7 protein-coding genes (1 of these 7 running past the window's edge) are annotated in these 14,626 nt (G+C 58.3%); 3 read left to right on the top strand and 4 right to left on the bottom strand.

All coding sequences use genetic code 11. The features are described 5' to 3' along the window. The first annotated feature begins 55 nt into the window (after positions 1 to 55). Positions 56 to 1,261, top strand: coding sequence for a S1 family peptidase (locus Poly51_RS00950; RefSeq protein WP_146453480.1), 1,206 nt, complete (start codon positions 56 to 58; stop codon positions 1,259 to 1,261). A 219-nt stretch (positions 1,262 to 1,480) separates the two neighbouring features. Further along, a complete protein-coding gene (locus tag Poly51_RS00945; RefSeq protein ID WP_146453479.1) occupies positions 1,481 to 2,332 on the top strand; it encodes a hypothetical protein in 852 nt (283 codons plus the stop codon). 73 nt (positions 2,333 to 2,405) lie between these two features. Here the strand turns inward: Poly51_RS00945 and Poly51_RS00940 are convergent, their stop codons facing one another. Genes Poly51_RS00940 through Poly51_RS00925 form a run of 4 tightly spaced genes read right to left on the bottom strand, consistent with a single transcriptional unit; the run spans position 2,406 to position 8,657 of the window. Continuing rightward, a complete protein-coding gene (locus Poly51_RS00940; protein WP_146453478.1) occupies positions 2,406 to 4,541 on the bottom strand; it encodes a site-2 protease family protein in 2,136 nt (711 codons plus the stop codon). Next, complete coding sequence (locus tag Poly51_RS00935) at positions 4,541 to 5,992, bottom strand: efflux RND transporter periplasmic adaptor subunit (RefSeq protein WP_146453477.1); 1,452 nt, start codon at positions 5,990 to 5,992, stop codon at positions 4,541 to 4,543. Before Poly51_RS00935 ends, Poly51_RS00940 begins: the two co-directional genes overlap by 1 nt. Beyond that, positions 5,989 to 6,927 (bottom strand): efflux RND transporter periplasmic adaptor subunit, encoded by a 939-nt coding sequence (locus Poly51_RS00930; RefSeq protein WP_146453476.1) that lies wholly within the window; start codon positions 6,925 to 6,927, stop codon positions 5,989 to 5,991. The genes Poly51_RS00935 and Poly51_RS00930 overlap by 4 nt, the downstream gene beginning before the upstream one ends. Positions 6,928 to 6,929: 2 nt before the next feature. Then, a complete protein-coding gene (locus Poly51_RS00925; protein WP_186775263.1) occupies positions 6,930 to 8,657 on the bottom strand; it encodes a TolC family protein in 1,728 nt (575 codons plus the stop codon). Positions 8,658 to 9,057: 400 nt separating this feature from the next. On the opposite strand from Poly51_RS00925, the gene Poly51_RS00920 reads away from it, so the two are divergent. Beyond that, on the top strand, positions 9,058 to 14,626 hold the 5' end (the start) of the coding sequence (locus Poly51_RS00920) for a LamG-like jellyroll fold domain-containing protein (protein WP_146453474.1). It continues 23,057 nt past the right edge of the window; only the first 5,569 of its 28,626 coding nucleotides appear in the window; it begins with the start codon at positions 9,058 to 9,060; its stop codon lies beyond the right edge, outside the window.

Here is a 14,626-nt window from a genome sequence, read left to right as displayed (position 1 = left end):
ATTCGCTTATTTCAACATCACCCCACCCGATTCACACTTTCCGAGGACTTCCGCCATGTCTGCCAAGCAACCGATATCCCCTTTCACACCCGCCGCCGCGTTTCTGAGTCGCTATTTGATTGTCGCAGTTGTCGCGATGGTTGCCGTAACGGCTCGCGGCGACGCCGAGACTTATGCTCGCGTCGTTCAGTCGACCGCCTGGATCGTGACCAGCGATGCCGACAACGAAACAGCCACCGGCACGGGCGTCCTTGTCGACGCCGAAAAGCGAATCGTGCTGACCAATGCACACGTTGTCGGCGACAGCCGCACGGTGGTGGTTTTCTTCGCTGACATCAACGACGGCATTCCGAACGTCAAGCGGAAACATTACCTGGACAACGTTTTGAAGCTGGCCCAACCCGGCAAAGTGGTCGCCGTCGATCGGCGGCTGGACTTGGCGCTGATTCAGTTGCCGAAACTTCCTGGCGACGTCAAAGCGATCGAGTTGGCAGAAAAGAGCATCAAGCCGGGATCCACCATCGAATTGGTCGGAAACCCCGGAAATAGCGATGTGATGTGGGTTTCAACGTCCGGATCGGTGCGAGCCGTCTACGACAAGAAATTCAAATCCAACCACGGCGAACACAACTTCCGAGCCGTCGAAACGCAAAGCCCGATCCAGCCCGGCGATAGCGGTGGCCCGATCGTCGACGGCGAAGGAAAGTTGGTTGCTCTGGCCCAATCCTTCTCGCCCGACAATCCGCTGATCAGCTTCTGTGTCGACATCACCGAGATCCGGTCGCTGTTGTCGAGCAGCTGGAAACAGGCTCCGATTGCCAGCAAAAAGCTGCTCGAGGACGCCGACATCGAACACACCGTCAGCTCGGCCGGTCACTACCAAGTCGACCACAAGCTGGCCAACGAAACGACGCAAGCGGTATTCGTCGCCAAGGACACCGAGTACTTCGAACGGGCCGATGTCCGAAAGATTTGGTCGCTGGTCCAGGTCAGCAAGGAAGAGCCAACGGCCGAGTTGATGAACCGACTGCTTCGCCAAAGTTCCGCGACCAAAATCGGTGCCTGGGCGATCGAGAAGAACAACGCAGGTGAACATTTGGTGATCTATGTCGCCAAGTTGGACGCGACGGCACCTGACGAAGCGGTCAAAGGCACCATCGAATACGTCGCTCGCATTGCGGCCGCGATGGCAAAAGAATTGAAGCCGAAAGCTGACGAAAAATCCGCCGCCGAAACGCTGGCTTCATGGTTGGCTCAATAGGTTGGGGTCGGAAAAAGACGGTGTGAGGCGATGGGGTTCGCTCGGAAGAGGGACGCGTGAAGCACGAGGAAACTCGAGCGGATCGCGTCCCTTTTTTCGTTTTTCGAAAAAGTTTTGTAACACGGTGTCGGTGGTCACGCTTGGACTCTTAGCGGGCAGTCGTCCGCTACCCACCGAAACCTGAAACACACAAAACCATCGATCCAAGGAACCCAAGCCATGACCAAGAACTTCAAGCGAATCGTGATCGCGGCCACCATCGCCATCAGCGCCGCCCAAACCCTTCCGGCGTCCGCTTGCGGCGGCAGTGGTGGTGGCGGCAGCCGTGGCGGATTCCGCGGTGGGATCGGCATCGGCATCGGCTTCGGTGGTGGCGGCGTGCGAGGCATCGTCCGGGCGCCGATCGCAAGTCCGTCGGTCTACCGCCGCCCCACCTACAGCCAGCCGACCTATTCGCAACCGGCTTACTCGCAGCCCACCTATTCGCAACCAACGTATTCGCAACCCGTCTACGCCCAGCCCAACCACGCACAGCCTGTTCACGCACTGCCGACCTTGTCGCAGCCCGCACCCGCGCCGGCGATCGCGTCAACGATTCCCCCGTCTCAAGCTGCCGTGTCACCAAGCACTGCTGCGGCCGCGGCGCCGGCACCCGCTCGGACTGCCGCGACCGACAATCCGCCAGCCCAATCGGCACTGCAAATGTTGGCGTCGTTGACGACGGAGTCACCCGCCCAAACCGATGCTGTTTCGGCGGCGTCAAGCATTCCCGAATTCACGTCGGCACCGTCTTCGGTCGTGTCCATCAACGTTGGCACGTGGAAGGTTGCGTTGCCCGGCAACCAATCCGTCGAATTGGTTTTGCAAGACGATGGACAGTTCTCGTGGACGGCGACCAAGTCCGGTGCGACCAGCCAGTTCGCCGGCACCTATCAAATCGCTGGCACGCAGTTGACGTTGGTGCGTGCCAACGATCAACAACAGATGCGAGGCACCTGGACGGCCAGCGAAAACGGATTCACCTTCAAGCTGGACGGAGCAACCACGGGCGGCCTGGCATTCACCCGCTAGATGATGGAGCCCGGCAAAGTTCGCACTCATTGGCCGCGTCGTGATCTTGGAAACTTCCTCGATCGCGGGGCGGTCAATGCGATAGTGCTTCAAAGATTCGCGACGCGATTGTGTGGTTGTCTTGAATCGTCATGGTGCCGATCTGGCCAGCTTGGATGTCAAGACTTGTGATCGGGTCCAGATGGGTGATGCTTTGCATTTGTGGCGACGCAACACGCCAAGGCTCACCTTCATTCGGTGAAGGTTCGACAGCCAACGGACCACCCACCGTCGCCGCCAGTGCGGGATGAGGAAGTGAAACGCTCGCCCGCGGACGCAGATGGGCGGGGGTGGTCGAAAACGACAGTCCGCCGCGAAGTCGGACTTCTGTTGCATGCCTGACCTCGATGGCTTGTCGGTACGCTTCGACATCGCTCGGGCCGATCGATGCCAACAGTTCCTTTTCCTGCGGATCGGCAACGCGAAGCAACTCTTCGCCTTGTTCGACGAAACGACCCGGCAGCCGTTCGATGCCGCGGCCGATCACAAAGCCGTCGCGCAGCGCGTAGGTTGTCAGGGCATCGATCTGTTCATCAAGTTCGATCAATTGGCGACGCAGGCTGTCGGCATTTTCGATTTCGCTCGCCGCGCGCGACAAGGATTCTTGGCGACGAAATTGGATCGCACGCAATTCGGCGAGCTTCAAGTCATCCGCCTTCTGGTCACGTTGAACCCGAAGGTCGGGATTTTCGAGCTTGATCAAGATCATCCCTCGATCGACACGTTGACCAGGCGATACATAGACCCGTTTGACAAACGCGCCGACCGCGGCACGCGCGATTTGTTCGTCGCGGAACTGCACGACCACTGGGACGCGGCGTTGGAACGGCGAGTGAAAATAGCTGATCGATGGGAACGCTGTGAACACAAGAAATCCGAGCATGACCAATCGATACCGTTGGCTGGTGAACAGCCGTTTTTCACTTGATTGGTAATTCCATACCTTCCATATCCACTTCGCCAGTGGCAGGGCCGCCCACAGCAAGACTGCAACAATCGCCAGCGCCACGCCAAGGCCTTTCGCCCAAATCGAAACGCCGATCACCAAACCGCTCATCCATACCAATTGGAACACCACGCTGGACACCGCATGCACGGTTGCGAATGATCGTCGCCATCCGCTCAACAGTGGCCGCGGCGAGGGAATGTTGACCAGCCATTTCTCGATCCACGCTCCACACTGGCTGCGGCCGTGCATGCGAAGGTTCGGGATTTCCGTCAAGTCGGCGATCACGTAGTAGCCGTCCAATCGCAACAACGGATTGGCATTCACCAAGATCGTTGCCGGACCGGCAACCAGAAAGAACTGTGCGGCCAAGTGTTTGGCGATTCCCGGCGGCAAGAACCACCACGTCCACGCGGCCACGGCGGCAAACGCAAGTTCGACGTACACGCCGCCGAGCGCAATCTGGACGCGGCTCCACCGACTTCGCAACTTCCACGCGTCGGTCACGTCCACATAGGCGAGCGGTGCGAACAAAAAAAACATGATCCCGATTTTGCCGACGCGGACACCGTGATATTTTGCCGCCACGGCGTGACCGAGTTCGTGGAGGGTCTTGGCGATCGCCCACATCGCAAACAGGATCATCCACATGCCGGGGTCAAACATCCGACGCAATTCGATGCCGAACTCTCGGTGATGCTTTGACACAACCAGCAATCCGCTGGCCACCAGAACGCACCAAACGCACATGCCGTTGACCGAAAACACGGCGCCGACACGTCGCTCAAGCCAACTCGCGATCCCTTCGCCCTGCAGCAACGGGATCCGTTGGCTGATCACCATCGACAAGGATTGCGGAAGCCAACGCTGGAAAATTTGTGATGCCGTTGGCTTCGGAATCGGCTGTGGAGGCTGGGGACCGGCGCCCGGCGAAATGTTTCTCGCCACACCCGTTGTGACGAATCGTTTGATCAGTTCGGCAACGTCGTTCGGATCCCAATCGACGCCGTCGATCGCCAATTGTTCCATCACGTCGCTGATCGTGCGCCGGCCGTCCAGCAGGCTGGCGATGCGATACTCTTCGGTGCCCAGTTGAAAGAACTTTCCGGTCGCGGCATGGTGTGCGATCACCTGTGTTCGCGAGCCAACGTCGCGATGCGAAAATTCGATGTCGGGATCGAATTGGATCATCATCGCGGCTTCAGGCGGTGGCGTCGTTTCCATCAGTATCCCGCCCACCACAAAATGCGTTCGAAACCGCCTCGGACCCACGACCAAATCCATGGCCGCAGCGGACCATAGACGATGGCATCCCCTTGCATTCCCGGACGCAGGTTGCCGTCGGTGTTTTCGAGGTCGATCGAGCCGACGAAGACATTCACTTCATCCCTCAGTTCCGATTGAGGATGCAGCGTTTGTAGCGGCATTCGAATGGATGGGCCGCCGGTCGCGTTGATCTTGACGCGCGCCGGATTGCCGACTTTCACGAAAGCAATTTCATGTTCGGGGACATCAATTTCCAGCCGCATTTGATCCAACGGCGCGACTTCGATCAAAGTTTGCCCCTGCTCCAGCGGCGAACCGATATGCTTGTCCAAATCGCCGCTAACAATGATTCCATCGATGGGGCTGATCACTTCCAAACGCCCCAATCGATCGGTGATCAATTCGAGTTGCCGGTTGAGTTGCTTTTTCCGAAGTTCGGCTTGTTGGGCTTCCGCGATTCGGCGTGTGGCCAGCGCGACGTCATATTCTTTGGACACTTGACCGATCTCAGCAGATAAGGCTTCGCGTTCCAATCGCAGCGGTCGGCCGTCCAATTCCAACAAAACTTGCCCGGCGCTCACCGCGTCGCCCGGCCGTGCGTGCGCCGCTAATAGCGTTGCTTCGAACGGCGTCGCAACAAAACGTCCGCCGGCCGTCTCGACTCGCGCCGTGCATGCGACGCGATAAGGAACCGGCCACAGCGTCGCCAGCGCCAACAGCACGGCGCAGATGCTCAACAATGCGGTGGAACGTTTCGCAACGTTGATCGCCATCGTTGGCAGCGATCGCGAAGGTCGCCCCCACAACACGGCGTTGATCGCATTCACGGTGGCGGGCAGCCATTCGATTCTGCCAAGGGTGCCGTCGATCCACACCACGCACCGTCCATTGCCTTCGGCAGCCGGCAAACGAATTTCGATCGTATGATCGCGCCGCACGACCGAAGCGCGTTGCAGCCCGGTTTGTTCGGCGGCTTGGTCTTGGTCTTCGTTGCTTTTGTCGGTTGCTCGTCGATGCGGTGAACCGTCCCACATCGCCGCAGCTTTTTGCTGCAAGGTGCTTTCGGGGCCGAGCCAGCCCAATCGCGAATCAACAAAACGAGTCAATCGGGCATTACCTAGCCCGCCACGGACAGTGGCATCAGGACACAAAGACGCCAACGTGGCGACCAGACACCGCAGCGACTCGGATCGGCTGGGCGCGATCGCCATCGCTTCGAGCAATCGCATCGACAACAGGGTGGACTCGTCCAACTGCGAAGGAGGCGACGACACGGGGCATTCGGCGACCGCCGCCAACTTGGCAACCGCATCGTCCAGCGCAGCCGACATCGCATCGGCGGTGGGTCCCGCCAGGGAGACTCGTGTCGCCGAAGTTGGTGCTGTTGTGTTTGCCCCGGTCAAGGTCATCTTTGGGCACCTTGAGGGTTCGCGTGGTTGGTCATCCGCAAGGTGCTATCGGGGCGACGCATGGCGGTGGATGTACCGCCCATGAAAAACTGCAACGTACAACGGTCGCCCGCCATCAAGCGGCCATCTGCGTTGTCCAATTCAACGCGAATTTGCAGCGTGCCGCTTTCGCCTTCGATATCGGGTGCGATCGATGTAATGGTGGCATCAATCGTCGTCGACGAACTGCGCAAAAAGATTCTCGCACCCGAGCCCACGCGAACCGATGGCGTTTCTTCCACCGGTACGTTGAACACCGCAATCAACTTATCCACGACTAGCAACTGAACGACGGACGGATCACTGGGCGAAACGTATTCACCCGGCTTGCGTAAGATTTTGGAAATCACGCCGCTCATCGAAGCGCGGACTTTGCGTCGATCGAGCTGAATTTGGTAGCGTTGCAATTCAAGCTGACGCAGTTGGAACTGTTCTTCGGCAGTCGCGTACCGTGCCAAAGAAACACGCAATTCCATTTCCGCGCGAGCCAGTTCGTCCGGACGAGCCATGCCGTTTTTCGCCAACTCACGCAGGTTCTCGACCCGAGATTGGTGCAGTTCGGCTTCCGCCATCGCGGCGTCACGTTCACCCGTCATCAGCGACTGCATCGTGGCGATGCGTACGGCCGACTGCTGCAGTGTTTCGTCCAAGGTCGCAACGACCTGGCCGGCAACGACTTGGTCACCGACTTTTACGCTAACCGAATCGAGTCGACCGATTTCACTGGCGGCGACCATGATGGTATGGCGCGGCTCGGTCAAGCCTTCGTACACCACTCGCGATGGTGTGCGATCGAGGACACTCTGCATTTGGGCGAATGCGACGCTCGGGGCAAACGACGCGAGGGCGACGACCGAAGCGGTTAGCAGTATTCGGATATGATTGGGGCAAATCATGGTTAGCGCTGACTCTCCTGCTCGTCGATCATGTCGCCAATCGACATGCCCAGTGATGCGTTGATCACGGGTGGTTCAGTATCGAGCGAAGGTTGGGGTGGGGCATCAGCAAAAGGGGCGTTGCTGTTGTGAACGAATTCGATCACGTTGTCGCAGGTCTGTTGGACAACATCGATCTGTTCATAGCGAAGCAGGGTTCCCATGGCGCGTTGAAGTTCCACGAGAGTTGTTAGGTACTGGCTCTTTGTTGAGCTCCAATCACTTTCGGCGTCGGCCCGTCGTTGTTGCGAATCGAGAAGTGATTCCAGGACCGTTCCGACGTTGCCACCGTCACCGGCCATCATTTCCCAGCGGGCGGTCAGAATGGTTTCTTCCTGTGTCGCAGTGATGAGCACGTTGCGTTTGGTTTCTTGCTGTGCAATGGCGGTGTTCAAGTTGACCAGCGCGATTGCGATTTCCGCGTGCGTCAACTGGATCGCTTCACGCAATTCTTCGCTTCGTTGGCGATAGCGGTGATTGGCTTCACGGTGTCGACTTCGGGCCGCGCGGCGTGCATAGGGCAGTTCGTACCGAAGGCCGGCCGAAAAGCCGGGGCCGCCGGTCGAGAACTGATCGCCAAACGAACGGAACGCCGCACTGTCTCCGTTCAATCCGGCAAGATATCCGTTCATGACGGCGACCAATTCGGGCATCAATTCCGTCCGCGTCACCTGGATCGACAATGCAGCCGACTCCATCGCCAACGCCGCGGCGCGGACTTCGGCGCGGTTCTCGAACCCTTGGATTACGGCTTGTGCAAGATCGATCTCAAGCGTCGGGAAATCAGTGACGGCCCGAGGAATCATTTCAAGCTGAGCACCGCCGGCGACAAGTTCTTCGGCACCGACCGCCCGCGCCAACCTGACTTGCTGCTTTTGGATGTCCGCCATCAATTGCAGAACGCGGTCGCTACGTTTGGCAACGCGGCCGCGAGCCTTGGCCAGTTCGATCTCGCCGCAGTCGAAGTGCCGGCGCGCCGTTAGAATCGATTCAATCGCGCGAGCTTGTTCAAATAGCCCTTTGGCTTGGACCAGGTGGCAACGCAGTTCGTAGAGCATCCAATAAGCGGACACGACGTCGGCAAGTTGCTGTTCCACTTCGCCGCGCATCGCTTGCCAGCTTGTCCGGCTGTCGATGCGGGCCTGCATCAGCAGTCGTTCGTTATAAACTTGTCCGCCGCGACCGAGCAGCGGTTGCGTCAGTGATAGGTTCAGCCGGGCATTGCCCTGATTGTTGGGCTGAAAGAACAGGCTGTTGCTGTCCAGGAGGCCCAATTCTTGAGACAGATCCAGTTCGGTACCCCGTCGTCCGGCTTGAGTGATTCCGGCTCGGGCGGTGAATGATTCTTCGTTCAAACGAGGTGGTCCGCCCGTGGTCAGCGAGTTGCCGACCGGATCATTGGTACGACCGGCACGGGTTTCCAGCAGAACGTTCGGATCGAAGGCAGCATCTTGCTGGACAATCTTTTCGAGTGCGATGCTGGTGCGTTTGGATACACCTTGGATACGCGGGCTGTGTGCGAGTGCATCGGCCAAGAGCGTTTGAAGATCAAATGTCACCCAATTCGGGCGATCCAGCAGCGGCGAGCTGACTTCATCGGACCACCATGCCAACCGGCTACCCGATTCGCCGTCGGACTCGACGAGTTGAAAGGGCGTACCGGATGTTGCGACTTCGACCGATTGTGCCAATGAACGATCCCCGTACATAGCGAACGCTATGCAGGTGAAAGCAATCGAAGCACGCGCATAGCGGGTGCCGATCGTACGTTTTTGGCCCGGGTAAAGCATCCTTGCTCTATCGTTGGCGGAAAAAGTGCGCGTGTATGCAGAAGCACACTTTCCTAGGATCGGTCTTCCCCGTCGCGGGTCTTGGCTCCGTCGTCGTTAAAACCGGCGCTCAGCCAAACTGCCTAGATCCAACCGGCTTTGCCGGGAACGGCCGCCCAGTCGTTTCGATCGTAACAACCCGCAAACCTTCGCCAATTATTCGACTCGATGCCGATTTACGGGCTACTTTTTCCATAGCTGTGAGCTAGGCGCGGTCCGCGCCGGCTGAAAAGGAAATGACTCTGCGACGGAAGATAGTGAAGTGGCCAAGTCTCAATCAAAACGGAATTTCGACTTCTATCCTCTCGAGGATCGCGTTCTCCTCAGCGGGGAAGGCATCGACGCCCAAGACGCGGGCATCGATGCCGCGGATCTTTCGGACGCGTTGATGGCCGAACTGAGTGCGGACGGTCACGCCTTGGTCGCTGCGGAAACTCCGCCGGCGCTGGTCGAAGTTTCCCGGCCGTCCAGCGACGATGCCGACGCAGCCGACGATGGGACCGAGTCGATCGAATTCGACGAAGCACCGACGCTCGATCCTGCGCTGCCGATCGAAGTCGTTTTCTTCGACGCGGGCGTCGAAGATGCCGACACCCTGCTTGCCGATCTTCGTAGCAGTTCGGCATCCCAGTGGTTGATCGTTCGAATCGGCGAAAACGAAAACGGCATCCAGCGCATCACCGAAACCCTTGCCCGACTGCAAAGCGTCGACGCCATCCACATTCTTTCGCACGGCGATGGCGAAGGGGTCCAGCTTGGCAACGCGCGACTGGATCTCGAAACCAGCGCCGCCTACGCGGGCGACATCGCATCGTGGGGCCACTCACTCGACAGCGATGCCGACCTTCTGATCTACGGTTGCGATTTGGCGTCGACCGAAGAAGGCCGCGACCTGATCGATATTTTGGCGATCGTATGTGACTGCGATGTAGCGGCAAGCGATGACGTGACGGGGCATGCCGACTTAGGCGGCGACTGGATTCTGGAATACACCGTCGGTGATGTATCGACGGATGTGGCGTTTGGATTCATGGCCCAGGCTTCATGGCGGGGAACCTTGGACATCACCAGTAACCTGGTGGCTCACTACGAATTTGATAGCGATGCCCTCAGCATTGCCAACGATTCTTCCAGCAACAGCAACACGGGCACCTACGACAACGGCGAGTCGCTGACAGCAGGGGTCGTTGGTACGCAGGCGGCTGACTTTAGTGGTGACTCTGCGGGCGACAACAACTTTATCACGGTGTCCGATGATGCCAGCTTCGATTTTGCGACCAGCGACTTCACGATTTCGGTTTGGGTCAAGCTCGATGCGGCCAACGGTAGCGAGCAAACTGTGCTCAGCCACCAAGGCACCAACGGCTATCGCATGTACGTCGACGCGGGCGGCTCGCTTCGATTCCATCAGAAGTCCGGTGGAAGCAGCAGCACGGGTAGTCTCGGAGCGATTGCCGATGGCACGTGGCATCAGGCAACCGTGACTCGCAGTGGTGGCGCGATCGCAACGTACCTTGACGGCAACTTGGTTGGCAGCAATTCGGCTGGTGCACTCGACTTGACCGCCAACACGGATCTCTTGATCGGTGCCAGTTCGGCAACTACCCATGACTTCGAGGGGCAAATTGACGACGTGCGACTTTATGCACGCCAATTCACAGCTACTGAAGCTGCGGATTTGTATGACGCGACCGCTCCAGTCGACATCACAACGGGCTTGATCTTGCACAACAGGTTTGATTCTGAGGCAGGCGTTACCGACACAAGCGATAGCAGTGGTAACAACTATGACGGGACCCTGACCAATGGGGCGACCATCAACACGACCACCGGTACCAATCAGATCGGTGACGGAAAGCTCAGCCTGGATGGTAGCAACGACTACGTCGACTTCAGCCCCCACGTCGCAGCCAACTTCAACGGATTGACCGAGGGGACGATTTCGGCCTGGATCTACCACGATGTCGCCAGCCGCGATGTCATCTTTGAATTGTCCGACAGCGGAGATCCCAATTCGCGTTTGGCATTGTTCTCCGATGCAGATGGCTCGTTTGATGTTTTCATTCGTGAAGGCACCACTGTTTTGCTCGATGGCGGTACCTCCGCTGGACTGATCGCACAGAACACTTGGACGCACGTCGCGCTCACGGTCGACAGCAGCGGAAACCGGTTGTACGTCAATGGCGTGGAACAATCGGTGACGTATGCGACTGGCTCATCGAATACCAATGCGTTCTTCGATGATGTCGCGGACCTTGATTTTGGCGGCTGGGGCATCGACAAGTACGACGGGACGAGCTTAACGCGGGCCTTCGATGGTTTCATCGATGATGGACGCGTCTACAATCGCTCGCTAACCAGTAGCGATGTCGCGGGACTATACAATTACGACGGCCTCGAGCCACAGACGTTCACCGTCACCAATACGTTGGACGACGGCAGTGTGGGCAGTCTGCGATGGGCAATCACACAGGCCAACGCCACCGCCGGCACACTCGACACCATCAATTTCAACATTGTCGGAACCGGCGTTCACACCATCAACGTCGGCGCCGCATTGCCGACCATCACTGATGCCGTCATTTTAGACGCAACGACCGACGACAGCTATGCAACCAACAGCAGTCGCCCCGCCATCATCTTGGACGGCAACAACGTTTCCGCCAGCGGACTGACCCTCGGGGCGACCGCCGATGGCAGCGAAATTCGCGGCCTCGTTATTCGCGACTTCACCGGACACGGCATCCACGTTCTTGCTGGTTCGGACGATCACACGATCGCTGGCAACTACTTGGGCAGCTTCCTGGCGACGGGGCTCACGGCGGGCACCACCGAAGCCAACGCGGGGTCGGGCATCTACGTCGCCGGATCGGGTACGACCATCGGAGGCATACTGGCCGCCGATCGCAACGTGCTAAGCGGCAACAGCGTGGGTGGAGTTTTTATCACCGGAGCGGCCGCGACCGGGAACACGATTCTGGGCAACTATGTCGGTGTTGATGCAACCGGGAACGCGTCACTGGCAAACGCCTACGGAATCTTCATTGCCAATGGCTCAGGCAATATCATCGGCGGCAGCACCGCCGGCTCGCGAAATGTGATTTCGGGCAATACTAACCAAGGGATCTATCTTGATAACGCTGACAACACGACGGTCCAAGGCAACTACATCGGCACCAACGCGGCAGGCACCGCGGACGTCAATGGGACCGCACAGGAAAGTAACAAGTCGGGCATTACGATCACGAATGGCTCGTCTGGTGTTGTGGTCGGTGGCACCACCGCTGGGACCGGCAATCTGATCTCCGGTAACAACTGGAACGGAATCGAAATCCTGGGCGCGACGACGATCAGCAATACTATCCAAGGCAACTTGATTGGCACCGATTTCACGGGCTTGAATGCGATTGGCAATTCCAGCAGCGGCATCACTTTCTGGGGCGCGGGGACTGGAAATTTGGTGGGCGGGGGTATGTCCGGTGCAAGAAACGTTCTCTCCGGCAACACGGGTTCGGGAGTTTTTGTAGGTAATGCGTCGTCGGGAGTGAGCATTCAGGGAAATTATCTGGGTCTCGGATCCGACGGAACGACACTTGTCGGCAACGGCTGGACCGGCGTGCAAGTCGCTAGCGGTTCGACCAATACACTGATCGGAACCAACGCCGACGGATCCAACGATGCCAACGAACGCAACGTATCGTCCGGAAACACGTACGGTATCTATATCCAAGATGCTGGTTCGACAGGGACCATGGTGTACGGAAACTACATCGGAACCGATTCCACCGGCTTGCTCGACCGAGGGAACACGACAGACGGCGTTCGCATCGAGAACGGAGCCACGGCAAACTATATCGGTGGCACGGGAACGGCGCGACGCAACATCATCGCCGGTAACAACCAAGACGGCGTGCAAATTGATGGCGAAGCAACCGACGGGAACTTCATTCAGAATAACTACATCGGCGTGGGCAGCGATGGACTGACCGTGCTCGGCAATGGTGCTATCGGCATTTTCATCTCCGGCGGTGCGGATAACACGACGATTGGCGGCGTCGGCTTGGGTAACGTGATTGTAGGATCCAATAACGACGGGATCTCGATCGCGGGCGCGTCATCGGGCACGCTCATCTACGGCAACTACATCGGTACCGATGCAACGCAAACGTTATTGGGCGGCAACAATCTTCACGGCATCGTGTTTTCAGCCGGTGCCACCAACAACACCCTGGGTGGTACAGCCTCCGGCCAAGGCAACGTCATCACTAACTATGACATGACGAATTTGGGTTACGACGGCGTCAGGGTAGCCGCCGATGCGTCGACCGGAAACGCCATCATTGGCAACTCGATCTACAATCAAAGCGGTTATTCTGGCGGCGGGCTGGGAATCGACCTGGGTAGCGGAGGTGTCACGGCCAATGATACGCTCGATCCCGACAGTGGCCCGAATAGCCTGCAAAACTTTCCCGTCATTTCCACAACGACAGTCAACGGTGCCGGAACAACCGTTCTTGTCAGCGGTTCGATCAATACACTCGCCAGCGTTACCGGCGTGGTCGTACATTTTTACGCCACACCGTCGACGGGCAACTACGCTCGACGTGACGCGAAAAAATATCTCGGTTCAACCACAGTCAACACCAATGCCAGCGGCAATGCAACGTTTACCAACGTCACGCTAACCGGCTATTCCGGTACCGTCGCAGCGGGCGAAGTGATCACCGCCACTGCGACGATCAGCAACAATACGTCCGAGCTCTCACAAGCCGTCGTCGCGACGTCCAGCGCCGGCAACACCGCGCCGGGCGACCTCACCACCATTTCCAACTCGCAAAGCGGATTGCAGCTCAACAACGATGGCGGCAATGATGCGTACCTGCTGGCCGATAATGGCGGGACGCTGCTTGGTGGACGCAACATGTTGACCTATGAAGTTCGTTTTGCAACCACTCGCAACATCGGCGACACAACGTTGATTTCGTACGCGACGGCAGACGACTCCAACGAACTCACTTTGATCATCGGCTCGACCGGTGACCTGCGTGTGTTTCTCGGCGGGAGCTCCGTGGCTATCGAACCCACAACGTTCGATTTCCGAACGCTTCGCGATGGCAGCGAGCACACGATCGGGCTGACCTGGGACGGACGCGCAGGGAACCTGGGCGCATGGGAAATGTTCCTCGACGGCGTCTCGATGGGCAGCGGGACCGGGCTGGCGGGCAACTATTCTCTGGAAGCGGGTGGAACGTTGCTGTTTGGCCAAGAGCAAGATTCGGTCGAAGGCGGCTTTTCGACCGCGCAGTGGTTTCAGGGAACGCTTTCCAACGCACGGCTGTTTTCGGGCATCCGGTCCGACGCCGCCATGGCGGCAAGCTACCGCAGTGAGTTGCCGCATGACGAAACTGGCATGATCGCCCAGTGGAACTTTGACAATCTTTCCACCAACGGCGTCGTCACCGAGTCCGTTTCAGGCAACAACCTGACGGTCAAACACACCAGCCAGTCTGGTTTCAACGGCAGTGATCCCTCACTGATCCTGTCGCTCGATGAAAACGCAGTCGATGGCACAGTCGTTGGCACCATCAACGGCACCGACGTTGACCGCGAAGCCCGCATCACGCAGTTACTCGCCGCCGATCCGACATTGCGCTACAGCGCCGAAACGGGCAAGTTCTACAAAGGTGTTGATACCACAGGTCTTTGGAGTGCCGCTCAGACCGCAGCGGAAAGCACAGGGCTCAATGGCGTCAACGGCCAACTAGTCACGATACGTTCGTACGGAGAGAACGAATTCGTTCGTCAGATCGCGGCGAATGACGTCGGTTTTG

The organism is Rubripirellula tenax (assembly GCF_007860125.1).
In the GTDB taxonomy this organism is placed as follows: domain Bacteria; phylum Planctomycetota; class Planctomycetia; order Pirellulales; family Pirellulaceae; genus Rubripirellula; species Rubripirellula tenax.
This window is presented reverse-complemented; position numbering and strand designations above follow the sequence as displayed.